Annotated in this window: 23 protein-coding genes; 15 read left to right on the top strand and 8 right to left on the bottom strand. The window is 68.6% G+C overall.

The window, feature by feature from the left end:
• Window positions 1-182 precede the first annotated feature (182 nt).
• From DXK21_RS00110 to DXK21_RS00100, 3 genes are all read right to left on the bottom strand, one after another.
• A complete protein-coding gene (locus DXK21_RS00110) occupies window positions 183-932 on the bottom strand; it encodes an SDR family NAD(P)-dependent oxidoreductase (protein WP_114815761.1) in 750 nt (249 codons plus the stop codon).
• A gap of 124 nt (window positions 933-1,056) precedes the next feature.
• A complete protein-coding gene (acs, locus tag DXK21_RS00105) occupies window positions 1,057-2,997 on the bottom strand; it encodes an acetate--CoA ligase (RefSeq protein ID WP_114815760.1) in 1,941 nt (646 codons plus the stop codon).
• A gap of 27 nt (window positions 2,998-3,024) precedes the next feature.
• Entirely contained in the window at window positions 3,025-4,383 is a 1,359-nt protein-coding gene (locus tag DXK21_RS00100; RefSeq protein ID WP_114815759.1) for a DcaP family trimeric outer membrane transporter, read from the bottom strand.
• A 172-nt stretch (window positions 4,384-4,555) separates the two neighbouring features.
• On the opposite strand from DXK21_RS00100, the gene DXK21_RS00095 reads away from it, so the two are divergent.
• Window positions 4,556-5,170 (top strand): response regulator transcription factor, encoded by a 615-nt coding sequence (locus DXK21_RS00095; RefSeq protein WP_114815758.1) that lies wholly within the window; start codon window positions 4,556-4,558, stop codon window positions 5,168-5,170.
• Window positions 5,171-5,341: 171 nt separating this feature from the next.
• Here DXK21_RS00095 and DXK21_RS00090 read toward each other — a convergent pair whose 3' ends face one another.
• Together DXK21_RS00090 and DXK21_RS00085 are read right to left on the bottom strand one after the other, a co-directional pair.
• On the bottom strand, window positions 5,342-8,725 hold the full coding sequence (locus DXK21_RS00090; protein ID WP_245944990.1) for a hybrid sensor histidine kinase/response regulator: 3,384 nt from the start codon (window positions 8,723-8,725) through the stop codon (window positions 5,342-5,344).
• A 237-nt stretch (window positions 8,726-8,962) separates the two neighbouring features.
• Complete coding sequence (locus DXK21_RS00085; RefSeq protein WP_114815757.1) at window positions 8,963-10,636, bottom strand: MFS transporter; 1,674 nt, start codon at window positions 10,634-10,636, stop codon at window positions 8,963-8,965.
• A gap of 251 nt (window positions 10,637-10,887) precedes the next feature.
• Here DXK21_RS00085 and DXK21_RS16660 point away from each other — a divergent pair, with 251 nt between their 5' ends.
• Entirely contained in the window at window positions 10,888-11,040 is a 153-nt protein-coding gene (locus DXK21_RS16660; protein ID WP_170136940.1) for a hypothetical protein, read from the top strand.
• Window positions 11,041-11,061: 21 nt separating this feature from the next.
• Here DXK21_RS16660 and DXK21_RS00080 read toward each other — a convergent pair whose 3' ends face one another.
• From DXK21_RS00080 to DXK21_RS00070, 3 genes are all read right to left on the bottom strand, one after another.
• The gene (locus DXK21_RS00080) at window positions 11,062-12,513 is read right to left on the bottom strand and encodes an NAD-dependent succinate-semialdehyde dehydrogenase (protein ID WP_114815756.1); all 1,452 of its coding nucleotides are present in this window, start codon (window positions 12,511-12,513) and stop codon (window positions 11,062-11,064) included.
• A gap of 66 nt (window positions 12,514-12,579) precedes the next feature.
• Complete coding sequence (gene fixJ / locus DXK21_RS00075) at window positions 12,580-13,185, bottom strand: response regulator FixJ (protein ID WP_114815755.1); 606 nt, start codon at window positions 13,183-13,185, stop codon at window positions 12,580-12,582.
• Window positions 13,182-14,582: a sensor histidine kinase gene (locus DXK21_RS00070; RefSeq protein WP_245944988.1), complete on the bottom strand. Its 1,401-nt coding sequence runs from the start codon at window positions 14,580-14,582 to the stop codon at window positions 13,182-13,184. Before DXK21_RS00070 ends, fixJ begins: the two co-directional genes overlap by 4 nt.
• A gap of 443 nt (window positions 14,583-15,025) precedes the next feature.
• On the opposite strand from DXK21_RS00070, the gene DXK21_RS00065 reads away from it, so the two are divergent.
• The 13 genes from DXK21_RS00065 to DXK21_RS00005 are packed head-to-tail and all read left to right on the top strand — an operon-like array spanning window position 15,026 to window position 25,403.
• Complete coding sequence (locus tag DXK21_RS00065; RefSeq protein WP_114815754.1) at window positions 15,026-15,748, top strand: TorF family putative porin; 723 nt, start codon at window positions 15,026-15,028, stop codon at window positions 15,746-15,748.
• 34 nt (window positions 15,749-15,782) lie between these two features.
• Window positions 15,783-17,723, top strand: coding sequence for a methyl-accepting chemotaxis protein (locus tag DXK21_RS00060; RefSeq protein ID WP_114815753.1), 1,941 nt, complete (start codon window positions 15,783-15,785; stop codon window positions 17,721-17,723).
• Window positions 17,723-18,004: an STAS domain-containing protein gene (locus tag DXK21_RS00055; protein ID WP_114815752.1), complete on the top strand. Its 282-nt coding sequence runs from the start codon at window positions 17,723-17,725 to the stop codon at window positions 18,002-18,004. The genes DXK21_RS00060 and DXK21_RS00055 overlap by 1 nt, the downstream gene beginning before the upstream one ends.
• Entirely contained in the window at window positions 18,001-18,366 is a 366-nt protein-coding gene (locus DXK21_RS00050) for a response regulator (RefSeq protein ID WP_114815751.1), read from the top strand. The genes DXK21_RS00055 and DXK21_RS00050 overlap by 4 nt, the downstream gene beginning before the upstream one ends.
• Window positions 18,367-18,379: 13 nt before the next feature.
• Window positions 18,380-20,680, top strand: coding sequence for a chemotaxis protein CheA (locus tag DXK21_RS00045; RefSeq protein ID WP_114815750.1), 2,301 nt, complete (start codon window positions 18,380-18,382; stop codon window positions 20,678-20,680).
• A 5-nt stretch (window positions 20,681-20,685) separates the two neighbouring features.
• On the top strand, window positions 20,686-21,159 hold the full coding sequence (locus DXK21_RS00040; protein ID WP_114815749.1) for a chemotaxis protein CheW: 474 nt from the start codon (window positions 20,686-20,688) through the stop codon (window positions 21,157-21,159).
• The gene (locus tag DXK21_RS00035) at window positions 21,156-22,022 is read left to right on the top strand and encodes a CheR family methyltransferase (protein WP_114815748.1); all 867 of its coding nucleotides are present in this window, start codon (window positions 21,156-21,158) and stop codon (window positions 22,020-22,022) included. Before DXK21_RS00040 ends, DXK21_RS00035 begins: the two co-directional genes overlap by 4 nt.
• Entirely contained in the window at window positions 22,019-23,062 is a 1,044-nt protein-coding gene (locus DXK21_RS00030) for a protein-glutamate methylesterase/protein-glutamine glutaminase (RefSeq protein WP_114815747.1), read from the top strand. The genes DXK21_RS00035 and DXK21_RS00030 overlap by 4 nt, the downstream gene beginning before the upstream one ends.
• Before the next feature lie 9 nt (window positions 23,063-23,071).
• A complete protein-coding gene (locus tag DXK21_RS00025; RefSeq protein ID WP_114815746.1) occupies window positions 23,072-23,461 on the top strand; it encodes a response regulator in 390 nt (129 codons plus the stop codon).
• Complete coding sequence (locus tag DXK21_RS00020) at window positions 23,458-24,003, top strand: chemotaxis protein CheD (RefSeq protein WP_114815745.1); 546 nt, start codon at window positions 23,458-23,460, stop codon at window positions 24,001-24,003. Before DXK21_RS00025 ends, DXK21_RS00020 begins: the two co-directional genes overlap by 4 nt.
• Complete coding sequence (locus DXK21_RS00015; protein WP_114815744.1) at window positions 24,003-24,359, top strand: hypothetical protein; 357 nt, start codon at window positions 24,003-24,005, stop codon at window positions 24,357-24,359. The genes DXK21_RS00020 and DXK21_RS00015 overlap by 1 nt, the downstream gene beginning before the upstream one ends.
• A 4-nt stretch (window positions 24,360-24,363) precedes the next feature.
• Window positions 24,364-24,954: a response regulator gene (locus tag DXK21_RS00010; RefSeq protein WP_114815743.1), complete on the top strand. Its 591-nt coding sequence runs from the start codon at window positions 24,364-24,366 to the stop codon at window positions 24,952-24,954.
• The gene (locus DXK21_RS00005; RefSeq protein ID WP_114815742.1) at window positions 24,951-25,403 is read left to right on the top strand and encodes a chemotaxis protein CheE; all 453 of its coding nucleotides are present in this window, start codon (window positions 24,951-24,953) and stop codon (window positions 25,401-25,403) included. The genes DXK21_RS00010 and DXK21_RS00005 overlap by 4 nt, the downstream gene beginning before the upstream one ends.
• Window positions 25,404-25,474: the final 71 nt, after the last annotated feature.

The raw sequence follows: 25,474 nt of genomic DNA, 5'->3' as shown, positions 1-25,474 counted from the left end.
CCGAGCACGCCCTTACTTTCGTCATCCTCCGGCGAGCGGAGCGAGATCGGGGGACCCAGCGGCGCCGAAGGCGATCTTTGCGGCAAGCGTGGAGCGTGGGATGTCGCCCTGACGGGCGCCGCTGGGTCCCCCGGTCGGCGCCGCTGCGCGGCTTGCCGGAGGATGACGAAAGAGGAAGGGGTTTAGCCCCGCGCCACCTGGAAGCCCGCGAACGATTGGCTGACGGGCATCAGTTCCAGCGCATTGATGTTCAGGTGCGGGGGCAGGGTCGCGACCCAGAACAGGGTTTCGGCGATGTCCCCACCGGTCATCGGCTTCGCGCCGTCATAGAGGGCGTCCGACGCCGCCTGGTCGCCGCTCGTGCGGACCAGGGTGAACTCGGTCTCGGTCATGCCGGGCTCGATGGAGGTGACGCGCACCCCGGTCCCGTGCAGGTCGGCGCGCAGGCCCAGCGAGAACTGGCGCACAAAGGCCTTGGTGCCGCCATAGGCGTTGCCGCCCTTGTAAGGATAGGTCGCGGCCACCGAGCTGATGTTCAGAATGGCGCCCTTGCGCGCGATCAGGCGCGGCAGCAGGCGCCGCGTGATCGTGACCAGTCCGGTGATGTTGGTGTCGATCATCTGACGCCACTGGTCCAGATCGGCGTCCTGGGCGGCGGCGGTGCCCAGCGCCAGCCCGGCGTTGTTGATCAGGACGTCGATGTCGCCAAAGCCCTCGGGCAGGGCGTCCAGGGCCGCGTCGATGGCGGCCTCGTCACGGATGTCGAAGACGAGGGGGTGGACCACGTCGGCGCCCAGCTCACTCACCAGTTCGTCCAGACGCTCGGCGCGACGGCCGGTGGCGATGATCTTCCAGCCGGCGGAGGCGAAGCGGCGCGCGGCAGCCTGGCCGATGCCCGCCGTGGCGCCGGTGATGAGGACGGTTCCGCTCATGGTCTGCTCCTGTTCGCTGTCGGGGCTGTCTAGCGCCGCTGCGGCCAGGGCTCAAACGACGAAACGGCCGACGCCCCCTTTCAGGAACGCCGGCCGCTTGCTCCGGGGAGAGCGGGGGTGGTCGTCAGGCGGCCCGGTTCTTCACCAGGTCGTCGACGACCGAAGGGTCAGCCAGGGTCGAGGTGTCGCCCAGCGCCCCCAGTTCGTTCTCGGCGATCTTTCTCAAAATACGCCGCATGATCTTGCCGGATCGGGTCTTGGGCAGGCCCGGCGCCCACTGGATCACGTCGGGGGCGGCGATGGGGCCGATCTCGTTGCGGACGTGGGCGACCAGCTCCTTGCGCAGGGCCTCGGTGGCCTCCACGCCGCGCACCAGGGTCACATAGGCGTAGATGCCCTGGCCCTTGATGTCGTGAGGGAAGCCGACGACCGCCGCCTCGGCCACGATGTCGTGCAGGACCAGGGCGCTCTCGACCTCGGCCGTGCCCATGCGGTGGCCCGAGACGTTGATGACGTCATCGACCCGGCCGGTGATCCAGTAGTAGCCGTCGGCGTCGCGGCGGCAGCCGTCGCCGGTGAAATACTTGCCCGGATAGGTCGAGAAATAGGTCTCGAAGAAGCGCTGGTGATCGCCATAGACCGTGCGCATCTGGCCGGGCCAGCTGTCGGTGATGACCAGGTTGCCCTCGGTCACGCCCTCCAGAACCCCGCCTTCGGCGTCCACGATCTCCAGTTCGACGCCGGGGAGGGGCTTGGTCGCCGAGCCGGGCTTGAGGTCCGTCGCGCCCGGCAGGGGGGAGACCAGAACGCCGCCGGTCTCGGTCTGCCACCAGGTGTCGACGATGGGCAGACGGCTGTCGCCGACGACCTCGTGATACCAGCGCCAGGCCTCGGGATTGATCGGCTCGCCGACCGAGCCCAGCAGGCGCAAGCTCTTGCGGCTGGTCGCCTTCACCGGCGCATCGCCGTCGCGCATCAGCGAGCGCAGGGCGGTGGGGGCGGTGTAGAAGATCTCGACCTGATGCTTGTCGATGACCTCCCAGAAGCGGCTGACGCTTGGATAGTTGGGCACGCCCTCGAACATCAGGGTCGTGGCTCCATTGGCCAGGGGGCCGTAGATTCCATATGAGTGCCCCGTCACCCAGCCCACGTCGGCGGTGCACCAGAAGACCTCGCCGGGACGATAGTCGAAGACCAGTTCGTGGGTGTAGCTGGCCCAGAACAGATAGCCGCCGGTGGTGTGCAGCACGCCCTTGGGTTTGCCGGTCGAACCCGAGGTGTAGAGGATGAACAGGGGGTCTTCCGCCTGCATCGGCTCGGGATGGCAGTGGGCGGTGACTTTCGCCGCCTCGGTCTCATAGTCCCGGTCGCGACCTTCGACGAAGCCCACGTCCGCGCCGGTGTGGCGGATCAGCAGGACGCCGTCGACGCCCGCGACCTTTTCCAGCGCCTTGTCGACATTGGCCTTCAGCGGGACCTTCTTGCCGCCGCGGCAGCCCTCGTCGGCGGTGATGACGAAGGTGGAGCCGCAGTCCTCGATGCGCCCGGCGATGCTGTCGGGCGAGAAGCCGCCGAAGATGACCGAGTGGACCGCGCCGATCCGCGCGCAGGCCAGCATGGCGTAGGCGGCCTCGGGGATCATGGGCAGATAGATGGTGACGCGGTCGCCTTTGCGGACGCCGTTGGCCTTGAGCACATTGGCCATGCGGCACACACGGTCATGAAGTTGGCCGTAGGTGACGTGCTCGCTGTCGGTCGGCTCGTCGCCTTCCCAGATGATGGCCGTGTCGTCAGCCCGGTGGGGCAGGTGGCGGTCGATGCAGTTGGCCGAGACGTTCAGCACCCCGTCCTCGAACCAGCGGATGCGGAAGTCGGCCTTGTTGAACGAGACGTCCTTGATCTTGGACGGGAAGGTCATCCACTCGAGGCGCCTGGCCTGTTCGCTCCAATAGGCGTCCGGCGTGTCGCGCGCAGCGATCCGGGCCGCTTCATAGCCGGCGCGGTCCATGTGGGCGCGGGCGGCCAGGTCGGCGGGGACGGGATAGATTTCCGGTTCAGTGGACACGCGCGCTTTCCTCCCAGTTTCTTGTTTTTAGAAGCCGTACTTGGCGAACAGGATCAGACGGGTCATGTCCCCGTCCAGCCCAGATTCCAGCTTGCGATCAGCGAACATCAGTTCGGCGCCGATATCAAACGCGGTCACGGGCGACCAGATCAGGTTGGCGTGCAGGCTCTGGGCCGAGCGGTTGGCGCTCGCTCCGGTCAGCAGGACGTCGTTGTCCACCCTCTGGGCCGACCAGATCAGGCTGGAGCGCCAGCCCGGCGTCCAGACGTGGCGATAGGCGGCGAACCCGGCGATCACGCCGATGGCGTCCAACTGGCCCGAGGCGTCCAGCACCGCGTCGTTGGAGAAGTTGAGGCCCAGATAGCGGCCCACGCCTTCGCCGCCTGACAGCATGAAGCGCAGGTCGTCTTGCGCCCCCACCTTGAGCTTGGCCGAGGCCGACAGGCCCCAGCCCGTCGCCGTGTCGTCGATGCTGGTCGCCGGGTTCTGATACTTCAGCTGACGCAGCAGGCCTGCGAACTGGACGTCGCCCCAGGGGCGGCTGATCGCATAGCGGGCCGTCAGGTCGGGCAGGCTGTTGTCGTCGGCGATGATGCGGGCGCCGCCGCCGAAGGGGGTGACGGTGGTCTCGGGGTTCTCGACCGCGATCGAGAAGGGGCCGCGTGTGTAACGGACCTGGGCCTGGCGCGCGAAGACCGTGCCCTCGGCGGCGCCGACGAAATCAGCGGACTCGGGCAGGACGGCGGTGTTCTGGAAGTTGGTCCACTCCTGACCGATCAGCCAGTTGTCGATGGTGACGAAGGCGCGGCGCAGGGCGGGGGTTGAGGCGCTGGTGATGCGCTGGTCGCCGGTTCCGGGCAGGCTCTGGAAGTCCATCTCCAGCCGCGTGCCGACCTTGTGGCCGCCGACCAGACCGTCGGTGGTCAGCCAGAAACGGGTCTGGCGGGCGTTGAAGTCCGTGGCCGTGTCCTCGTCCGCGCCGCCGACCGGGATGGAGCCGGGCAGGTGGTATTCGCGCAGGGCGTCGCCGTTGGCCGGGTCGCCGCCGGAATAGTTCGAGGCCATGGCGTCGACCTTGATGAAGCCGCCGAACTTGACCGTGTGATCGCCAATGCGGAAGCCTTCCTCGCGCGGGGCGGCGGGGGCCGAAACCGGCGTGGCGGCAGGACGAGCCTCCAGACGGATGATGTCCTGCGCCATGGCCTGCGACTGGGTCGTCTGCTGGGTTCGCGCGGCGGCGACCTCGGATTTCAGACTGTTCAGTTCGGCTTCGAGCAGGGCGATGCGCGCTTCGAGGGCCGCATTGGCGTCCTGGGCCAGGACGGCGCCGGGCGCAAACAGAAGCGCAGCCGCAGCCGCGCCGCCGAGCAGGCGGTATCTTCCCATGTCATTTCCTCCCGGGTGCGTCTGATGCGAACCTCGAGACCGCAGCATTCCGCGCGGGGGCGGTATGCGGCCATTAGCCATTGGTCTAGTTTCGACCAAAGTCGAGGCGCGGCATGGTGTCGTCACAGCGCGGCCTCGACCCGAAAAAGAACCGCGTGCGGGAAGGATTTTCATGGATCGCATCGTCGTCGCCGACGACCACCCTCTGTTTCGGGCGGCGTTGAGATCGGCCGTCGAAAAGGCCGCACCCGGCGCCGTGATTGCGGAATGCGCCAGTCTGGCCGAGGTTCAGGCGGCCTTGGCGGAAGCGCCGACCGATCTTCTGCTGCTGGACCTGAAGCTGTCGGACAGCGAGGGCATGGCGGGCCTCAGCCGCATCCGCGCCGACCACCCCGCCGTCCCGGTGGCCGTGGTCTCGGCCAGCGAGGAGCCGCCGACCGTGAGGCGGGCGCTCGCGCTCGGCGCCGCCGGCTTCATCCCCAAGTCCGCCGCCCTGCCGATCATGGTCGAGGCCATCGCCGCCATCCTGTCCGGCGACGGCTGGGCCCCCGACGTCGGCGCGCCCGGTCCTGATGAAGGCGATCTGGAAGCCCGCATCGCCAGCCTGACCCCGTCGCAATTACGCATTCTCGAAGGCCTGAGAGCCGGGCGGCTGAACAAGCAGATCGCCTTCGACCTCGGCGTCACCGAGGCCACCATCAAGGCCCACCTGACCAGCGTCTTCCGCAAACTGGGGGTGCATAACCGCACGCAGGCGGTGATTTTGGCCCAGTCGATCGACCTGTAACGCCGCCTCTTTCCTCCCCATTTCATGGGGAGGGGGACCACGTAGTGGTGGAGGGGGCGACGCGACGTCAGCTGTTCTGGCTCCTGACCGGACAGGGCACCGCCGCCCCCTCCGTCTCGTCCGCTGCGCGTCCGATCCACCTCCCCATCGCTGCGCGACAGGGAGGAAAAATCAACGCGACAGAAACGCCTTCAGCGCCGCCGGCTTGACCGGCTTGGGCAGCAGGGTCGCGCCCGCCGCCGTGGCCGTTTCCTTCAGTCCCTCGCGTGTGTCGGCGGTGACGAGGCCTATGCGGCGCAGGCCGCGCGCCCTCAGGGCGTCCACCACCGTCAGCCCGTCCGCCCCGTCGCCCAGGTGCAGGTCGACCAGGGCCGCGTCGAACGGCCCCTTGGCCGCGATCCCTTCGGCCACCGACCGCGCCGTGGTCGTCTGCGCCCCCCAGCGGCTCAGCAGGGCGGTCAGGGCGTCGAGGATGGCCGGTTCATTGTCCACGCACAGCACCCGCAACCCCGCCAGCGGCAGGCGGGCGTCGCTCTCGGCGAGGGGGGCGATCACGACCTGGGCGGCGGCGCGCGGCGCGCTGACGCGGAAGGTCGTGCCGCGTCCGACGCGGGACGCCATCGACAGCGGGTGGCGCAGCAGGTCCGACAGCTTCTGCACAATGGCCAGGCCGAGTCCGGCTCCCGGATCATCGACGGGGGCGCCGGGCAGGCGCACGAACTCGCCGAAGACGCTTTCGCGGTCGGCGTCCGGGATGCCGCGCCCGGTGTCGCACACCAGCATCTGCACCGTCTCGCCGTCGCGCCGCGCCCCGACCAGAACCCGGCCCCGGTCGGTGTAGCGGATGGCGTTGCCGACCAGGTTCTGAAGCATGGAGCGCAGCAGGTCGTGGTCGGAGGCGACCCACAGGCCCGACGGCACCACCGTCAAGCGCAGGCCCTTGGCGCGGGCCATGGGGGCGAACTCGCGGCGCAGTTCGGCGAACAGGGCGTCCAGCGACAAGGGAGCGACCGCGGGCTGGACCCCGCCCGCCTCCAGCTTGGACAGGTTCTGCAGGGCCGTCAGCAGGCGGTGGGCGCTGTCGATCGAGCGGTCGGCGTTGGTCGCCAGTCCGCGCCCCGGCGACCCCGGCGCCAGCGACGGCTCCTCTTTCAGCGCGGCGATGAACAGGCGCGCGGCGTGCAGGGGCTGCAACAGGTCGTGGCTGGCGGCGGCGAGGAAGCGGGTCTTGGAGGCGGTGGCGTCCTCGGCCAGACGCCGGGCTTCTTCGAGCCGTTCGGTGCGGTCGGCGACGCGGGCCTCCAGCCGTTCATTGGCCTCCTCCAGCTCGCGGGCGGCGCGGCGCAGGGCGGTGATGTCGGTATAGCTGGTGGCGTAGCCCCCGCCGGGGATGGGGGCGCCCGAGGAGCGCAGGATGCGCCCGTCCGGCTGCTCGCGCTCATGGTCGTGCGGGATGCGGCGCGACAGGGCCTCCAGCCGCCGCTCGATCCAGGCCTCGATGTCGCCAGGGTCGGTCTCCCCGCGCTCGGCGTTCAGACGATAGACGGCGGCGATGGGCAGGCCGATGTGGACGAAGCCGGCGGGCAGGCCGAACATCTCGACATAGCGCCGGTTCCAGGCGGTCAGGCGCAGGTCCTCGTCCACCACGCTGACGCCCTGGTCGATGTTGTCCAGGGTGGTCTGCAGCAGGTCGCGGTTGAACTGGACCGCCTGCGAGGCCTCGTCCAGCATCCGCACCACGTCCTCGGGCGCGCGGCCCCCGGCGGCCAGGGCGGCGGCGATGACGCGGCGGGCCGAGGCGGCCCCGATGGCGCCCGCCAGCATCCGTTCGGCGGCGCGGGCCAGGCCGGCGTCGGCGGGGTCGGCGTCGCGTAGGCGTATCTCGGTCTCGCGCGCCCAGGCGGCGAAGGCGCGCTCGGCCCGCTCGTCGCCGATGAAGCGGGCCGCCAAGGCCTTCAGATCGCCGACCGAGGCCCCGGCCAGGCCGCCGCGCCCCTCCATCCAGTCCGGCCCCAGCCGGTCGACAAAGGCGCGGGCCTGGACCCGGTCGATCAGGCGCGGCGCGCCCAGCTTGGACACGGCGATGAAGACCCCGAGGTTGAGCGCCAGGCTGAGGAAGACCCCCGCCGCAAACGGGTCTTCCAGCCCGATCATGGCCGGCACGTTCAGGCCGAAACCGGGCGCCAGCTGCGGCGCCGCCAGCATGACCAGCCAGACCGTCATCCCGACCGCCAGCCCCGCCAGCGCCCCGCGCGAGCGCCCGCCGCGCCACAGCACCGCGCCGAACAGGGCCGGGGCCAGCTGGGCCAGGGCCGCAAACGACACCAGCCCCATGGCCGCCAGCCCGCTGGATCGGTCCATGGCCTGATAATAGACCCAGGCCATCAGCAGCAGGGCCACGATGGCCACGCGGCGGATGTTCAGGATGGCGCGGGCCATGTCGCCCGCGCGCTCGCCGCGTCGGCGCCGTTCGGCGGCCAATAACGGCAAGACCAGATTGTTGGACACCATGGCCGACAGGGCCACGGCCTCGACGATGACCATGGCCGTCGCCGCCGAGAAGCCGCCGACGAAGACGATGGCCGTCAGGGCCGGCTGGCCGCTGTTCAGCGGCAGGGCCAGGACCAGCAGGTCGGGATTGACGTGGGGCGCGAACAGGCCGCCCGCCGCCACCAGGGGCAGGACCGCCAGACTGGTCAGCAGCAGATAGAGGGGAAAGATCCAGCGCGCGCGCTTGACCTGGGCCGGGTCGCCGCCCTCGACAAAGGCGACGTGAAACTGGCGCGGCAGGCAGAAGATGGCCAGGGTCGCCACCAGGACGATGGCCCAGAAGCGCCCGTCCAGATCGGGCCAGCGCGCCAGATCGCCCAGGCTGGCGGTGACATCCGCTGAGGCCGGGGCGTGGCGCAGCAGCACCAGGGCGAAGATCGCCACGGCCAGCAGGGCGGCCAGCTTGACGATGGACTCGATGCCGATGGCCTGGATCAGGCCGCGATTGTGCTCGGTCAGGTCGGGACGACGGGCGCCGAACAGGATGGCGAACCCGGCCAGCACCCCGGCCATGACCAGAACCGTCAGGCTCTCGGAGCCCGCCACCGGCGTCCCGGCGGTGATCATCTCGCCCGCCATCGACAGGGATTTCAGCTGCAGGGCGATGTAGGGCAGGGACCCCAGGATGGCGACGACAGCCACTGCGGCCCCGAGCGCCGGGCTCTTGCCGTAGCGCGAGGAGATAAAGTCGGCCATCGAGCCGACGTTCTCGCGCCGGGCCGCCGCCGCGATCCGCTTCCACAGCGGGAACAGCACCGTCACCCCCAGGGCCGGGCCGATATAGATGGGCAGGTATTCCCACGCCGACCGGGCCGCCGTCCCCACCGCCCCGTAATAGGTCCAGGAGGTGCAATAGATGGCCAGCGACAGGGCATAGAGCGACGGCCCCAAGGCTCCGCCGCGCGTCTTGATCGACGGGCGTTCGTACCACCAGGCGACCGCGAACAGGGTCGCCATATAGGCGGCCACCAGGGCCAGGGTCGCGAGGCTGAACATGACCGGCATGTGGGACGCAGCGGGGCTTCAGGACAAGGGAGAAAAGGGATCACAGCACCCTCTTCCGTCATCCCGGAAGCGGCGCAGCCGCTATCCGGGACCGCAAGAAGCCCTGCCCGTGGTGTTCTGGGCGGTCCCGGCTCTCCGCCCTCGCCTTCGCGAAGGCTGCGGCCGGGATGACGGGCCGATAAAAAAAGGGCGGCTCGACCGAAGCCGAACCGCCCGCAGGTTGGCGAACCTTATGGATCAGGCGTTCAGATCGACGTCCTTGCCTTCCTTGACGAAGAGGAAGCCCAGCACGACCGTCGCGACCGCCACCACGATCGGATACCAGAGGCCGTAGTAGATATTGCCTGTGGCCGCGACCATGGCGAAGGCCGTGGTCGGCAGGAAGCCGCCGAACCAGCCGTTGCCGATGTGATAGGGCAGGGACATCGAGGTGTAGCGGATATTGGTCGGGAACATCTCGACCAGGGCCGCCGCGATCGGCCCGTAGACCATGGTCACGTAGAAGCCGAGGATAAAGAGGATCAGCACCACCATCGGCTTGTTGACCAAGGCGCTGTCGGCCTTGGCGGGATAGCCGGCGGTGGTCAGGGCCTCGCCCAGACCCGCATCCCAGGTCTTCTTCTGGGCGGCGAAGTCAGCGGTGGTCATGGCGTCGCCGCGGAAGCTGGGGATGACCGACTGATCGCCGATGCGGACCTCGGCCACCGTGCCTGCGGGCGCGGCGACATTGGTGTAGGTCACGCCGGCCTTGGCCAGATAGGACTTGGCCACGTCGCAGGAGTGGTTGAACACCGTCTTGCCCACGGGGTCGAACTGCAGGTGGCAGTCGGCGGGATCGGCATAGACCGTGACGGGAGCCGAGGCGGCGGCGGCGGCCAGACGCGGGTTGGCGGCTTCCGTCAGGGCGTTGAACAGCGGGAAGTAGGTGATCGCCGCCAGCAGGCAGCCGGCCAGGATGATCGGCTTGCGTCCCACCTTGTCCGACAGCCAGCCCCAGAAGATGAAGAAGGGCGAGGCCAGCAGCAGGGCGACGGCCAGCAGGACGTAGACCAGGGTGGCGTCGACCCGCAGCACCCGTTCCAGGAAGAACAGGGCGTAGAACTGACCCGTGTACCAGATGACCGCCTGACCGGCCGTCAGACCGACGAGGGCGATCAGCACCAGCTTCAGGTTCGGCCACTTCATGAAGCTGTCCTTCAGCGGGGTCTTGGAGCCCTTGCCTTCGGCCTTCATGCGCTTGAACGAGGGGCTCTCGGCCAGCTTCAGACGGATCCACAGCGACACGCCCAGCAACAGGATCGAGACCAGGAAGGGAATGCGCCAGCCCCATGCGGCGAAGGCTTCTTCGCCGACGGCGTAGCGGACGCCCAGAATGACGAACAGGCTGAGCACCAGGCCCGCCGTCGCCGTGATCTGGATGAAGGAGGTGTAGAAGCCGCGCTTGCCGTGCGGGGCGTGCTCGGCGACGTAGGTGGCGGCGCCGCCGTATTCACCGCCCAGCGCTAGGCCCTGGATCAGGCGCATCAGCACCAGGATGATCGGCGCGGCGATGCCGATGGCCGCATAGGGCGGCAACAGACCGACCACGAAGGTCGACAGGCCCATCAGCAGCATGGTGACGAGGAAGGTGTTCTTGCGTCCCCACAGGTCGCCCAGCCGCCCGAAGACGATGGCGCCGAAAGGACGGACCGCAAAGCCGGCGGCGAAGGCCATCAGGGCGAAGATATAGCCGGTGGTCTCGTTCACGCCCGAGAAGAACTGGGTGGTGATGATCGCGGCCAGCGAGCCGTAGAGATAGAAGTCGTACCATTCGATGACGGTGCCGACGGACGACGCCAGAATCACGAGCCGGTCGTTCTTGTCGACCGTGTGTTCCACGCCCTCCGCCGCATCCATGGTGCGGTCGGTCATGGGCAGTCCCTTCCTGTAGGGTCGCGTTTCGCGACCGTTTCCTCGCGATCCTGTTGCCGGATCGTCGAGGGTGAGACTGACAGCAGGGCGACGGATTTGCAGAGAGCGACTTTGGTCGAACGGCGGCGCCTGTCGCGCGGGCGAGGCGCAAATATCGCCTCGGGCGCCGTTTCACGGTTGTCGCAGCGGGCGACTGGGACCAAATGAAGGTTTGACGTCGCCGTTTGGCGGCCCGGCGCGAGAGGACATCAATGGCCCGTAAGCCCAACTATAGTTTCGAACGGCAAGAGCGCGAGCGCGCCGACGCCAAGAAGGCGGAAGCCAAGGCTGCTGCGAAAGCCGCCAAGAAGGCCGCCAAGGCCGGCGGCGAAGCCGAAGACGACACGGAACCGTCCGAGGACTGACGTCCGGCGGTGCGGCGGGCCTTACAGGCCCATGCAGACGTATTTCAGCTCGAGGTAGTCCTCGATGCCGTGGCGCGAGCCTTCGCGACCCAGGCCGGATTGCTTGATCCCGCCAAAGGGCGCGACCTCGGTGGAGATCAGGCCGGTGTTCACGCCGATCATGCCGGTCTCCATCGCCTCGGCCACGCGCCAGATGCGGCCCATGTCGCGCGCGTAGAAGTATCCGGCCAGACCGAAGTCGGTGTCGTTGGCCAGGGCGATCCCTTCTTCTTCCGTCTCGAAACGGACGACGCCCGAGACGGGACCGAAGGTCTCCTCGCGGCACATCTTCATGTCCTGGGTCACGCCGGACAGAACCGTCGGCTGGAAGAAGGTCATGCCCTGGGCGTGACGCGCCCCGCCGGTCAGCAGGGTCGCCCCCTTGGCCAGGGCGTCGGCGACGTGGTCCTCGACCTTCTTCACGGCCTTCTCGTCGATCAGGGGACCGATCTGCACGCCCTCGTCCAGGCCGTTTCCGACCTTCAGAGCCTGGGTGGCCTGGGTCAGCTTGGCGACGAATTCGTCGTGGACGGCGGCCTGGACGTAGAAGCGGTTGGTGCAGACGCAGGTCTGGCCCGCGTTGCGGTATTTCGAGGCCACGGCCCCCGCCACGGCGGCGTCCACGTCGGCGTCGTCGAAGACCAGGAAGGGGGCGTTGCCGCCCAGCTCCAGGCTCATCTTCTTGATGGTTTCGGACGACTGCTTCATCAGCAGGCGGCCGATCTCGGTCGAGCCGGTGAAGCTGATCTTGCGCACCGTCGGGTTGGACGTCAGCTCGCCGCCAATGGCCGAGGCCGAGCCGGTGACGACGTTGAACAGGCCGGGCGGCAGACCCGCTTCCTCCGCCAGAACCGCCAGGGCCAGGGCCGACAGCGGGGTCTGGCTGGCCGGCTTCAGCACCACGGCGCAGCCGGCGGCCAGGGCCGGGCCGACCTTGCGGGTAATCATGGCGGCGGGGAAGTTCCACGGCGTGATCGCCCCCACCACCCCGACCGGCTGGCGCAGGGTCATCAGCCGCTTGCCCGCATCGTGGCTGGGGATGACGTCGCCATAGGTGCGCTTGCCCTCCTCGGCGAACCATTCGATGAAGCTGGCGGCGTAGGCGATCTCGCCCCTGGCCTCGGTCAGGCTCTTGCCCTGCTCGCGGGTCATCAGGCGGCCCAGGGCCTCCTGTTCCGACATCATCAGATCGAACCAGCGGCGAAGGACGCGCGCCCGTTCGCCCGCCGTCTTCGTCGCCCAGGGCTTCATCGCGGCCTCGGCGGCGGCGACGGCGCGGCGGGTCTCGGCGGCGCCCATGTCCGGCGCGACGGCCAGAACCTCGCCCGTCGCCGGGTCCGTCACCTCGAAGGTCGCGCCGTCGTCGGCCCCTACCCAGGCCCCGTCGATGAAGGCGAGGTTGCGGATCAGGCGGTCGTCAGCGGGAGAGGGCATGGGCAGGCTCCGTTCAGGTCGCGGCGATAACGCTCCGAAGCGCGTCTGGCTGCAAGCCTTATGGGATCAGCCGAGGATCAGCCCCATGCGGACCAGGGCCGACAGGCTGTCGGCCTCCATCTTGGTCATGACCTTGGCGCGGAAGACCTCGACGGTGCGCGGGCTGATGTCCAGCTCCAGCGCGATGGCCTTGTTGGAATGGCCGTGGATCAGGGCGTCGAAGACCTGACGCTCGCGCGGGGTCAACCGGGTCAGCCTCAGTTCGGCGGCGGCGCGGGTCGCCTGCTCATGGTCGACGTCGTTCAGCTGGCTCAGACAGCCGCGCACGGTCTCGATCAGACGACCCGGCTCGAACGGCTTTTCGATGAAGTCGATGACGCCGGCCTTCATCATCTGCACGGCCATCGGCACGTCGGCATGGCCGGTGATGACGATGACAGGCCAGGCATGACCGCGCATCTGGGCCAGGCGGCGGACCACCTCTCCGCCCTCCATGTCGGGCATCCGCACGTCGGTGATGACGCAGGCGGTGGCGTCCTCGGGCAGGTTCTTGAAGAAGTCGACCCCGCTGGCGAAACCGCGGGCGCGGATGCCCTCGCTGCGCAACAGGACCAGAAGGGAATCGCGGACGCCGGGGTCGTCGTCGATGATGAATACGGAATGGAGGCTCATGCGTTCTCGACGCTCGGTTCTCGGTTCAGGGTGAACGAGAAGGCCGCGCCCCCCAGCGCGCTTCTCGAGACTTGCAGCCGACCGCCGTGACTTTCGACGATGGTGCGGGTGACGGACAGGCCCAGGCCCATGCCGCCGGACTTGGTGGTGGTCATGGGCTGGAAGATGCGGTCGATCTGATCCTCGGCGATGCCGGGTCCATTGTCTTCGACGCTGATGCTGTAATGGGTGTCCGACAGGACGCGGCCGATGATGACGACCTCGGGCGCCGTATGGTCGCCGACGGCCTCGACCGCATTGCGGGTCAGGTTGACCATGGCCTGCTGGAACTGGATGCGTTCCGCTTGAACCCGGTCGTCACCGGCTTCCATGTCCAGGCGGATGGTCACGCCCTTGCTGGACCCGATCATCGTCAGGATGGGGCCCAGATCCTCGACCATGGAGGATGCGCGCTCGCTGTTCAGGCGACGGGCCTCAGGCGACAGGAGCTCGCGCATCCGCCGGATGATCTGGCCGGCCCGCAGCAACTGGCCCTTGGCCAGGGCCGTGGTGCGCAGGGCGCTGTCGCCCAGGGGGCCGGCCCGTTCCATGTCCATCTGGCTGGCGTGCAGATAGGTGGCGGCGGCGCTGAGCGGCTGGTTCAGTTCATGGGCCAGGGTGGCGGCCATCTCGCCCAGCGAGTTCAGGCGCCAGACCTTGTTCAGCTGGGCGTGCAGTTCGCGCGCCTGGGCGTCGGCGGCGTGCCAGCGGCTGAGGTCGGTCAGGCACAGGGCGATCAGTTCGCCGCCCGTTGATCCCGGCACGATTCCGTACTGGATGCTGAGAGGGAAGGTCGCTCCGTCCGGGCGCAGGCCGGTCCAGTGGCCGTCCTTGGCCTCCAGCGGACCGCCGGGCGCGCCGGAGCCGACGATGGCGTTGATGTCGAAGCCGGGGGCCAGCTCGATGAAGGGGCGTCCGCGCGCGGCCTTCTCGGTCAGGGCGAACAGGTCGGCGGCGGCGGGGTTCAGGCGCCGGATGTCGCCGTTGGCCTCCAGCGTCACCACCGGCACCGAGGCCAGGGCGGTGTTGAGCATGGCGTCCTTGGCCGCCAACTGCCGGGTCAGGTCGCGGGTCCGGCTGTCCAGCGCCCTGAACCCCCAGCAAATCTCGGCGATCAGCCATGTGACGCCGGCGAACAGCGCGGCGTTGGTCAGGGCGTCCGCCAGGCTTTCGCGGGGCAGAAGGATCATGTTGACGGCGATGGACAGGGCGATGGCCAGGGCCGTGGCCGGGCGGCGCGCCAGCAGGGCCGTGACCACGACGGCAGGCACCAAGGGCAGGTAATAGAACTGGCCCAGGCCCTCCAGCAGGCTTCTGAAACCCATGGCCCCGCCCACGGCGACGACCGCCAGCAGCACGCCGCTCCAGCGTCGGCGCGATATCGCGGTCGCAAAAGACAGGATGCTTTGCATCGCCGATGGGATGGGAGAACTCCTCACGCTTCTGGGTCGCCGGACGATGAAGCTGTGGAAGCGAAATCTACAGAATCTTGCCGAGAGGCGCCTTCTATACACTGGTCGAGTATTGCGCAAATCCGGGGTTAACCATGACCTTCTGCGGTCACGCTTAAAACTTAATTGATATCGCGGTTCTGTATATAGGCAAAAAAATGGCCATTACTGTAAAGATGGTTTTCGGCTGTTAACGATGAAGTTTCTGTGGATTTCAGCGTCAACGAAGCCTTAACCACGCCGACTGGCGTCCTAGCAAAACTGACGGTGTGCGGAGTTCTACGTAGTCTCTGATTTACAAAAATCTACGCTTGTTCGGTCAGATAGACCTCATAGTCACTGAGGTAGAAATGCTCGAACAGCGTAGCCCAGGGCGCCAGAACGGCGCCGCCATTGTCCCGCTCATCGCCGGCCTCGCCGTGGCGCTGGGCGCCGGCGCCGCACAGGCGCACTCCATTGCAGCCACTGACTTCAGCGCCCAGGTGGGCGTCGCCAGCGAATATGTCGGCAAAGGCCTGGGCAAGAGCGCCGGGGACCCCAGCGTCAACGGCTCGGTCGAGGTCTCCAGCGGCGACTTCTACGCCAGCGTCTTCGCCTCCACCGCCAAGTTGTCGCAAGGCTCGGACGCCGAGATCGTCAGCGTCATCGGTTGGCGCCCCGAGGCGGCCGGCGCCAAGTTCGATCTGTCGGTGGTGAACCGCGACCTGCCGGGCACCCGCGCCGGTGTCGACGCCAACTACTGGGAATATCAGGCCGACGCCTCGCGCAAGCTGGGCCCGGTCAACACCCGCCTTCGCGTCAACTATACGCCCGACGGTTTCGCCGCGACCAGGGAGGCCTGGTGGGTCGAGCTCCAGGGCACGGTTTCGGTCGGACCGAAGACCAAGGCCTCGGTCGCCATCGCCGACCGCACCGCTGACGGCGGCGCCGAATACGCCGCCTGGAATGTCGGCGTGAAGCACAAGCTGACCGAGAAACTGGCTCTGGATGTCCGCTGGTACGACACCGACAGCCACGCCCTGGGCGAGAACTACGACGGCCGCCTGGTGGGCGCGCTGACGTTCGCGCTCTGAGCCGACTGAACAGAAATCTGGGGGGGAATAGACCATGGGCATGTTGAGCGATCTGAAGATCGAAAGAAAACTGATGGCGGCCTTTGCGGTCGTCATCGCCGCCATCGCCGTCATGGGCGTGACGGTCTTCGTGCAGGTGAACGCCATGGAGACGGCGCGGATGGACCGCGCCCGCGCCTCGGCGGTGCAGCGCGAGGCCGAGACCGCGCAATTCTACCTGGCGCGTCAGGAAAGCAGCTATCGCGGCTTCCTGCTCTCGCGCGACGCCTACTATCTGGAGCGCCTGACCGCGCACCGCGAGAACTTCAACAAGAGCCTGGACCGGATCGCCCAGCTGGATTCGACCAGCGGCGATGAAGTCCGCGCGGCGCGCGTCGCCGCCGACGAATGGGCCAAGAACGTCGTCGAAGCCGGACGCGCTCTGGCCGCCAATCCGGCGACCTATGCCGAGGCCGTGGCCATGGTGGGTCGCGAAGGCTCGGCGGATAAATACATCAGCCCGGCCGAGGACGCCCTGGGTTCGCTTATCGCTGAGAAGACCGAACAGGGCCGCGTCTTCGGCGATGTTCAGGTTCAGGTGGCCAAGTCGGCGCGCATGGTGCTGATCGCCGGCGTCATCGTCGCCCTCATCATCGCCGCCGCCATGGCCTTCCTGCTGACCAACCTGCTCGGCAAGCCCCTGCTGGCCATGACGTCGGCCATGCGTCGCCTGGCCGGCGGCGACACCTCGATCATTGTCCCCGCCATGGGCCGCAAGGACGAGGTCGGCCAGATGGCCTCGGCCGTGACGGCCTTCAAGGACGCCGCCATCGCCAACGCCCGTCTGGAAGCCGATGCCGTGGCCCAGCGCGCCGCCGCCGAGGAAGAGCGGGCCCGCGTCGAGGCCGAGAAGGCCCGGTCCGCCGAGGAAGACCGCGTCGCCATCACGGCTCTGGGCGAAGGCCTGAACGCCATGGCCCAGGGCGATCTGACCCACCGCATGATGGTTCAGGTCGCGCCCAAGGCCGAGCAGTTGAAGGCCAACTTCAACGCCGCCATTTCACAGCTGGAGCAGGCTGTGTCGGTGGTGGTCTCCAACGTCGCCGCCATCCGCTCCGGCGCCGGCGAGATCAGTCAGGCGTCTGACGACCTGTCGCGCCGCACCGAGCAGCAGGCGGCTTCGCTGGAAGAAACCGCCGCCGCCCTGGACGAGATCACCGCCACGGTGAACAAGACCGCCGACGGCGCCCGTCAGGCCTCGGGCGTGGTGCAGCAGGCCCGCGGCGACGCCGAGACCAGCGGCAATGTGGTGCGCGACGCCGTCGCCGCCATGAACGCCATCGAGCGCTCCTCGACCGAGATCGGCAACATCATCGGCGTCATCGACGAGATCGCCTTCCAGACCAATCTGCTGGCGCTGAACGCCGGCGTCGAGGCCGCGCGTGCGGGTGATGCGGGTCGCGGTTTCGCCGTCGTGGCCTCGGAAGTCCGGGCCCTGGCCCAGCGTTCGGCGGAAGCGGCCAAAGAGATCAAGACCCTGATCTCGGCCTCTGGCCAGCAGGTCGGCGCCGGCGTCACCCTGGTCGGTCAGACGGGCGAGGCCCTGCAACGCATCGTCAGCCGCGTGGCAGAGATCGACGGCCTGGTCTCGGAAATCTCGGCCTCGGCCCAGGAGCAGGCCACCGGCCTGCAACAGGTCAACACCGCCGTGAACCAGATGGATCAGGTGACGCAGCAGAACGCGGCGATGGTCGAGCAGTCGACCGCCGCCAGCCACTCCCTGGCCCAGGAAGCCGATATCCTGGCCTCGTCGGTCGCCCGCTTCCGCACGGGTCAGGTCGCCGCTCCGGTCGCCACGCACAGGTCGGCGCCCGCCGCCGCCCCGGCCCGCGCCGCACAGCCGGTGGCCCAGACCGTCGCCGCCCTCAAGACCGTCGGTCGCGGCGGCGCCGCCCTCAAGACCCAGCCCGTCGAAGACGGTTGGGAGGAGTTCTGATGTCGAGCCTGATCACTCTTCCGGCCGTGCTTGATCTGCGCGCCGCCGAGCCCTTGAAGGCGCAGATCCTGGCCGTGCGCGGTCAGGAAGCCTTGCTGGACGTCTCGGCGGTCGAGAGGCTCGGCGGCCTCTGCCTTCAGGTCCTGCTGTCGGCGATCGCCACATGGCGCGCCGATGGTCAGGCCTTGACCTTCATCAATGTTTCCGAGGCCTTCGCCTCGCAATGGAGCGCTTTCGGCGCCTCCGCCGCGGACCTCGCTCCGCAAGGACAACTCGCGTGACCAAGACCATCCTGACCGTCGATGATTCCCGCACCATGCGGGACATGCTGATGCTGGCGCTCAAGGGCGCCGGTTATCGGGTGGTTCAGGCCGAGGACGGCGTCCACGGTCTGGAGGTGCTGCGGGCCGAAAACCCCGACATCGTCATCACCGACATCAACATGCCCCGCATGGATGGCTTCGGCTTCATCGAGGGCATGCGCGCCGACCCGGACCACAAGGCCACGCCGGTCCTGGTCCTGACCACCGAGAGCGACGCCGCCAAGAAGCAACGCGCCCGCGAGGCCGGGGCCACCGGCTGGATCGTCAAACCCTTCGACCCGGCCAAGCTGGTCGACGCCGTCCGTCGCGTCGCGGCCTGAGGACACCAGACTTATGAGCGACGATCCGTTCGAGGCCATCAAGGTCACATTCTTCCAGGAGTGCAGCGAACTGCTGGGCGACCTGGAAACCAACCTGCTGGCGCTGGAGACCGGCGAGGGCGACATCGAGACGATCAACGCCGTCTTCCGCGCCGTCCACTCGGTCAAGGGCGGGGCAGGGGCCTTCGGTCTGGAAGACCTGGTCCGCTTCGCCCACGTCTTCGAGACCCTGATGGACGAGCTGCGCTCAGGCCGTAAGGAATGCGACGACGTCACGGTCAAGACCCTGCTGCGCGCCTCCGACGTCCTGGCCGACCACATCGCCGCCGCCCAGGGGACCGGCGCGCCGGTCGACGCCGCGCGTTCGGCCGGTCTGGTGGCTGAGCTGGAAGTCCTGACCCACGGTCAGGCCACGCCCGCCGTCGCTGCCGCGCCCGTCGTCGCCGACGAGGATGATTTCGGCTTCAAGCCCCTGACGCTGGACCTGGCCGATTTCGGCGCCCCCGCCGAACTGCCGTCGCTGGATCTGCCCGCCCTCGACCTGCCTTCGCTCGATCTGCCGGACCTGGCCGCGCCCTCGGCCGCCGCCCTGACCGCGGGCTGGCGCATCGTCTTCCGTCCGCATCCGCGCCTCTACGCCAGCGCCAACGATGTCAGCCTGCTGCTGCGCGAACTGACCCGTTTGGGCCAGACTTCGGTCGAGCTGGACGCCAGCGGCCTGCCGTCGCTGGAAGCGCTGGACGCCGAAGACGCCCATCTGATCTGGACCATCGTCCTGACCGGCGACGTCACCGAAGCCGCCGTCCGCGACGTCTTCGACTTCGTCGAGATGGACTGCGACCTGAGCATCACGGCCCTGGACGGAGGATCGCCCTCGGCCGAAACCGCCCTGCCGCCGCTGCCGGTGCTGGACGCCGCGCCTGCCGAGCCCGCGTTCGACCTGGCCGCCCTGCTGGCCCAGGCCAAGGCGCCGGTCGAAGCCGCGCCCGTCGCCGCGCCTGCGCCGGTCGCCGCCGCGCCCAAGCCGGTCGCGCCCGCCGCTCCGGCTCCTGCCGCCCCATCCCCCGTCGCCTCGGCCCCGGCCGCTGCGCCCTCAGCCCCCGCCGCCGTCGCTCCGGTGACGATCCGCGTCGATCTCGACCGCGTCGATCGCTTGATCAATGTGGTCGGCGAGCTGGTCATCCAGCAGGCCATGCTGGCCCAGCGCGTCATGGAGAGCGGCCTGGCCCGGTCGTCCGACATCGCCCTGGGTCTGGAAGACCTCGAACTGCTGACGCGCGACATTCAGGACAGCGTCATGGCCATCCGCGCCCAGCCGGTGAAGTCGGTGTTCCAGCGCATGCCGCGCCTGGTGCGCGAAGTCGCCGAGATGACGGGCAAGCGCGTGCGTCTGGTCACGTCGGGCGAAGACACCGAGGTCGACAAGACCGTGGTCGAACGCCTGGCCGAGCCGATCACCCACATGCTGCGCAACGCCATCGACCACGGGCTGGAAAGCCCGGAGGAGCGCGAAGCCGCCGGCAAGCCCGCCGAGGGCACGGTCCGTCTGGCCGCCCTGCACCGCTCGGGCCGGATCGTCATCGAGATCGCCGACGACGGCAAGGGCATCAACCGCCCCCGCGTGCGCGGCATCGCCGTGGATCGCGGCCTGATCGCCGAGGACGCCGTCCTGACCGACGACGAGGTCGACAATCTGATCTTCCTGCCCGGCTTCTCGACCGCCGAGACCATCACCGACGTCTCGGGCCGCGGCGTCGGCATGGACGTGGTGCGTCGTTCGATCCAGGCCCTGGGCGGGCGCATCTCGATCAGTTCCAACCCAGGCAAGGGCTCGACCTTCACCCTCAGCCTGCCGCTGACCCTGGCCGTGCTGGACGGCATGGTGGTGTCCGCCGCCGGCCAGACCCTGGTGGCCCCCCTGTCGGCCATCGTCGAGAGCCTGACGCCGCGCATCGAGGACGTCCACTACGTCGGCGGCCATGACGCCGTCATCCGCTTCCGCGAGGAGTTCGTCCCCATGGTGGACGTGGGCCGCGTCATGGGCTTCCGCGACGACGCCACGACACTTACGGGCGGGGTGGTCATGATCGTGGAGACCGAGGCCGGCTCGCGCGCCGCCCTGCTGGTCGACGCCATCAACGGCCAGCGCCAGGTCGTGATCAAGAGCCTGGAAACCCACTACCGCCAGGTCGACGGCGTCTCCGCCGCGACCATTCTGGGCGACGGCAGCGTCGCCCTGATCCTCGATATCGACGCCCTGGTCATCGCCGGGCACCGCAAATCCAACCGCCCCGAACTGAAGATGGCGAGCTGAACACCATGACCGAAGTCACCTCCAACGTCGCCGGCGCCGACCGGGAACTGATCGCCTTCCGCATCGGCGAGCAGGAATTCTGCGTCGACATCATGAACGTCCGCGAGATCCGCGGCTGGACCCCGGCGACGCCCCTGCCGCGCTCGCCCTCCTACATGAAGGGCGTGATCAACCTGCGCGGCATCGTCCTGCCGATCATCGACCTGGGCGCCCGCTTCGGCCTGGCCACGGCGGAGCCGACCGCTCGCCACGTCATCATGGTGGCCCATATCGGCAGCCGTCTGGTCGGCCTGCTGGTCGACGCCGTGTCCGACATCGTGCAGCTGACGGACTCGACCATCCAGCCGACGCCCGACGTCGCCAGCGACCACGTCAAGACCTTCGTCCAGGGCATCTTCGCCGTCGAGGGCGGCCGCATGATCAGCCTGATCGACCTCAACCACGTCCTGCCGGCTGAAAGCGAAGCCGAAGCCGCATGACGACCGCCACTGGGCGCACGTCCCTGGTCGAAGGCGAGTTCGTCTTCACGGCCGAGGACTTCCGCCACATCGCCCAGACCCTGCACGCCCACGCCGGCATCGCCCTGAGCGAGGGCAAGGCAGCCCTGGTCTATTCCCGCCTGGCCAAGCGCCTGCGCGTGCTGGGTCTGCGCAGCTTCCGCGACTACTGCGCCCTGATCGAGGGCGTGGAGGGCGTCGACGAGCGTCAGGCCATGACCGCGGCCCTGACCACCAACGTCACCCGCTTCTATCGCGAGCCGCACCACTTCGATCACCTGCGCGATCAGGTCATGCCGGAACTGGCGGCGCGGGCGCGGGCCGGCGGGCGCGTGCGCCTGTGGTCGGCGGCCTGTTCCAACGGCCAGGAGCCCTATTCCATGGCCCTGACCGTGCTCGACGTCCTGCCGGAAGCCGCCGATCTGGACGTGCGCATCCTGGCCACCGACATCGACCCCAACATGGTCGCCGAGGGCGCGGCGGGGATCTATTCCGACGAACTGCTGTCGCCGGTGCCGGCGTCTGGCCGCAAGCATTTCACCCCGGTCCCCGGTTCGCCGGGTCAGTTCAGCGCCGACGCGACCCTGCGTCGCCTGGTGTCCTTCCGCGAGCTGAACCTGATCGGCGACTGGCCGATGAAGGGCAGGTTCGACGTCATCTTCTGCCGCAACGTGGTCATCTATTTCGACGACGCGACCCAGGAGATGGTCTGGAGCCGCTTCACCCCGCTGATGGCCCCCGGCGCCGTTCTCTACATCGGTCACTCGGAACGCGTCAGCGGCCCGGCGACGGCTCAGCTGCAGACCTGCGGCCTGACCGCCTACAAGCTGGGAGGCCGGGCATGAGCCAGAATCCCGTCCGCGTCCTGATCGTCGACGACAGCGCCACCATGCGCAGCCTGATCAGCGCCGTCCTGCGCCGCGACCCCGAGATCGCCGTGGTCGGCACGGCGGCCGATCCGCTGGAGGCCCGCGCCGCCATCAAGGAGCTGAACCCCGACGTCATCACCCTGGACGTCGAGATGCCCAATATGAACGGGCTGGAATTCCTCGAAAAGATCATGCGGCTGCGGCCCATGCCGGTGGTCATGGTCTCGACCCTGACCCAGGCGGGCACCGACGTCACCCTGGCGGCGCTGGAGATCGGCGCGGTCGATGCGGTGGCCAAGCCCGCGCCCGGCGTTTCGGCCCAGGAGGCCTTCGGCGACCTGGCCGAAAAGGTGAAGATCGCCGCCCGCTCGCGTGTTCGCCCGCTGGAAACGCGCGAGGCCAAGGCGGTGGACGGCGCCTATCGCGCCGACCCCAACCACATCCTGGCCATCGGCGCCTCGACCGGCGGGGTCGAGGCTCTGCTGAACATCCTGTCGGCCTTCCCGGCCAACTGCCCGGCGACGGTGGTGACGCAGCACATGCCCGCCACCTTCACCAAGAGCTTCGCCGCCCGTCTGGACAAGATGTCGGGCGCCACCGTCACCGAGGCCGTGGACGGCGCGCCGCTGAAGGCGGGCCACGTCTATATCGCCCCCGGCGGCGAGGCCCATCTTGAGGTCGCCAACGGCCGCTGCCGTCTGGTCGTGGCCGATACGGTCAACGGCCACCGCCCGTCCGTGGACGTCCTGTTCAACGCGGTCGCCCGCCAGGGCCGCCCGATGACCGGAGTCATCCTGACCGGGATGGGCAAGGACGGGGCCAAGGGCCTGCTGGCCATGCGTCGGGCCGGGGCTCGCACCCTGGGCCAGGACGAGCAGTCCTGCGTCGTCTACGGCATGCCGCGCGCCGCCTTCGAGCTGGGCGCCGTCGAGCGCCAGCTGTCTCTCCCCCGTCTCGCCCCCGCCATCCTCGACCTGTGCGCCGCCGGCGCCCACGCCTCCAAGCCTGTTGCGTAAGGACTGCCTATGCCTGCCGCCTCCGCCCTCAATGTTCTGGTTGTCGACGACCAGCTGACCATGCGCTCCCTGATCCGCAACAGCCTGCAACAGATCGGCGTGCGCGAAATCTCCGAAGCCGCCGACGGCGAGCTGGGTCTGCGCGCCGCCATCACCAAGCCGGTGCACCTGATCATTTCCGACTTCAACATGCCGAACCTCGACGGCCTCGGCCTGCTGCGCGCCATCCGCGCCCACCCGCCGACCTCCAAGACCGCCTTCATCATGCTGACCGGCCGCGCCGACCGTGAACTGGTGCAGCGCGCCGTGCAGTTCGGCGTGAACAACTATCTGGTCAAACCCTTCACCACCGCCCAGCTGAAAGAGAAGCTGGAAGGCGTCTTCGGCCCGCTGACGTGAACGCCGCACGCGATCAGCAGACGACCGAAAGGCGCGTCCATGTCGGCCAGGGCGAGCATCTTGTGACGTCCGATCGCGACGTCGTGCTCTCCACTGTGCTCGGCAGCTGCGTCGCCATGTGCCTGCGCGATCCCGTGGCCGGGGTCGGCGGCATGAACCACTTCCTGCTGCCCGAAGGCGCAGGGGCGGGGACCGACGCGGGGCGTCGCTACGGCGCCTACGCCATGGAGCTGCTGATCAACGACGTGCTGAAGGCGGGCGGTCGTCGCGACCGTCTGGAGGCCAAGCTGTTCGGCGGCGGCCGCATGTTCGACTCGCTCAAGGATGTCGGCGCCTCCAACGCCGACTTCGCCGAACGCTTTCTGGCCGACGAAGGCATACCCGTCGTCGGCGCCAGCCTCCGGGGCGCCGGGGGGCGTCGACTGCATTACTGGCCGGTGACGGGCCGGGCGCTGCAACGCGCGGTCACGGACGCGGTCGCCCCGCGCCCGACGCCGCCGCGCCTGCCGCCGGTCGAGTCCGGCGCGCTGGAGCTTTTCTGATGAGCCACCCCAATACCAAGGGCCTGCTGGCCGCCGTCTCGGCCGAACTGGCCGACATCCGCGCCGGGATCGACGAGGCCGGCGATCTGGTGTCCGAACTGGTCAAGGGCGCGCCGCCGGAGCAACGCCTGACCTACCTGACGCGGATGCAGGCCTTTGACGTCCTGAGCCAGCGGGTCGACGCCCTGTCGGGGCTGGCCGGCGCCCTGGCCGCCGATCAGCCGATGGATACGGCCCTGGCCGCCCTGCCTCTGGCCGAGATGGCCGACCGCCTGCGCGAACTGTCGTTCCGGGGCAGACCCCTGTCTGAAACCGCCCCCGCCGCCGTCTCCGGCGACCTGCTGCTGTTCGACTGATCCGATGAGCGCGACCGACCGCGTCAATCTGGAGCAATCCACCGTCCTGCTGATCGACGACAATCCGCAGGCGCTGGATATGCTCAGCTCGGTCTTTCACGGCTTCGGCGTCAAGGAGCAGATCAAGTGCGCCTCGGCGGTCGAGGCGGTGCGGATCATCCAGAACCGCGCCGTCGATCTGATCGTCATCGACTGTTCCGACCCGGCGATGGACAGCTACGCCTTCGCCCGCTGGTTGCGGCGCGAGACCCCGGCGCCGCTGCGCTTCATTCCCGTCATCCTGCTGACCGGCCATGCTTCGCAATCCAAGGTGCGCGAGGGGCGCGACTGCGGCGTCAGCTTCGTCATCACCAAACCCCTGACCCCGGCGGTGCTGCTGAAGCGGATCGTCTGGCTGGCGGGCGACGAGCGCGAGTTCGTCGAGAGCGAGAACTACGTCGGACCCGACCGCCGCGTCCGCAACTTCGGCCCGCCGCTGGGCATTCCCGGCCGTCGTCAGGGCGACCTGTCGACCCACGTCGGCGCCGCCGTCGAGGCCAATATGGACCAGTCCGACATCGATATGTTGCTTAAACCCCAGAGGGTCGCGCTATGACCGAAGCTCGCACCCTGAAGATCAAGACCACCCTAGCCCGCCAGATGGCCCAGCCGGGCGGTCGCACCGTCGCCGACATTGAGCGCCGCGCCAACGAGCGTCTGGACCGCCACCGCGACGACGTCATGATCACGGTCGCCGGAACCATCACCGAGCTGGAACTGGTCGCCGCCGCCGCCGCTCCGGGCAGCGAGCCCCAGGTCTATCAACTGGCCTCGTCGCTGCTGGACACGGCGGGCTTCTTCGACACCGGCCCCTTGTATGACGCCGGTTACAGCCTGTGCGACGTGGCCGACCGGATGCAGACCAACAACGCCTGGAGCTGGCCCTCGGTCGGCGTCCACGTCCAGGCCATGCGCCTGATCCTGACGGCGGGCTGCAAGACCGACGCGACCAGCGACGCCCTGCTGGCCGGCCTGCGGTCGGTGGCGGCGAAGACGCGCACCTAAGCCCTTCTCCCCTTGTGGAACCGTTGCATTATTCGCGGATCGTGATTCCCTGTCTCTGACGGGGAGATTGC

Origin of the sequence: Brevundimonas bullata (assembly GCF_003350205.1) — a bacterium.
Classification (GTDB): Bacteria; Pseudomonadota; Alphaproteobacteria; order Caulobacterales; family Caulobacteraceae; genus Brevundimonas; species Brevundimonas bullata.
The sequence above is the reverse complement of the archived record's forward strand: the minus strand, read 5'-3'. Positions and strand labels throughout refer to the sequence as shown.

Bases quoted from the DNA above. Each gene is read 5' to 3' on its own strand.
- DXK21_RS00055 (WP_114815752.1), top strand. From the start codon at position 17,723: ATGTCGAGCCTGATCACTCTTCCGGCCGTGCTTGATCTGCGCGCCGCC.
- DXK21_RS00065 (WP_114815754.1), top strand. From the start codon at position 15,026: ATGCTCGAACAGCGTAGCCCAGGGCGCCAGAACGGCGCCGCCATTGTC.
- DXK21_RS00015 (WP_114815744.1), top strand. From the start codon at position 24,003: ATGAGCCACCCCAATACCAAGGGCCTGCTGGCCGCCGTCTCGGCCGAA.
- DXK21_RS00030 (WP_114815747.1), top strand. From the start codon at position 22,019: ATGAGCCAGAATCCCGTCCGCGTCCTGATCGTCGACGACAGCGCCACC.
- DXK21_RS00090 (WP_245944990.1), bottom strand. From the start codon at position 8,725: ATGCCGGTCATGTTCAGCCTCGCGACCCTGGCCCTGGTGGCCGCCTAT.
- DXK21_RS00095 (WP_114815758.1), top strand. From the start codon at position 4,556: ATGGATCGCATCGTCGTCGCCGACGACCACCCTCTGTTTCGGGCGGCG.
- DXK21_RS16660 (WP_170136940.1), top strand. From the start codon at position 10,888: ATGGCCCGTAAGCCCAACTATAGTTTCGAACGGCAAGAGCGCGAGCGC.
- DXK21_RS00005 (WP_114815742.1), top strand. From the start codon at position 24,951: ATGACCGAAGCTCGCACCCTGAAGATCAAGACCACCCTAGCCCGCCAG.
- DXK21_RS00040 (WP_114815749.1), top strand. From the start codon at position 20,686: ATGACCGAAGTCACCTCCAACGTCGCCGGCGCCGACCGGGAACTGATC.
- DXK21_RS00035 (WP_114815748.1), top strand. From the start codon at position 21,156: ATGACGACCGCCACTGGGCGCACGTCCCTGGTCGAAGGCGAGTTCGTC.
- fixJ (WP_114815755.1), bottom strand. From the start codon at position 13,185: ATGAGCCTCCATTCCGTATTCATCATCGACGACGACCCCGGCGTCCGC.
- DXK21_RS00080 (WP_114815756.1), bottom strand. From the start codon at position 12,513: ATGCCCTCTCCCGCTGACGACCGCCTGATCCGCAACCTCGCCTTCATC.
- DXK21_RS00100 (WP_114815759.1), bottom strand. From the start codon at position 4,383: ATGGGAAGATACCGCCTGCTCGGCGGCGCGGCTGCGGCTGCGCTTCTG.
- DXK21_RS00085 (WP_114815757.1), bottom strand. From the start codon at position 10,636: ATGACCGACCGCACCATGGATGCGGCGGAGGGCGTGGAACACACGGTC.
- DXK21_RS00010 (WP_114815743.1), top strand. From the start codon at position 24,364: ATGAGCGCGACCGACCGCGTCAATCTGGAGCAATCCACCGTCCTGCTG.
- DXK21_RS00110 (WP_114815761.1), bottom strand. From the start codon at position 932: ATGAGCGGAACCGTCCTCATCACCGGCGCCACGGCGGGCATCGGCCAG.
- DXK21_RS00045 (WP_114815750.1), top strand. From the start codon at position 18,380: ATGAGCGACGATCCGTTCGAGGCCATCAAGGTCACATTCTTCCAGGAG.
- DXK21_RS00060 (WP_114815753.1), top strand. From the start codon at position 15,783: ATGGGCATGTTGAGCGATCTGAAGATCGAAAGAAAACTGATGGCGGCC.
- DXK21_RS00025 (WP_114815746.1), top strand. From the start codon at position 23,072: ATGCCTGCCGCCTCCGCCCTCAATGTTCTGGTTGTCGACGACCAGCTG.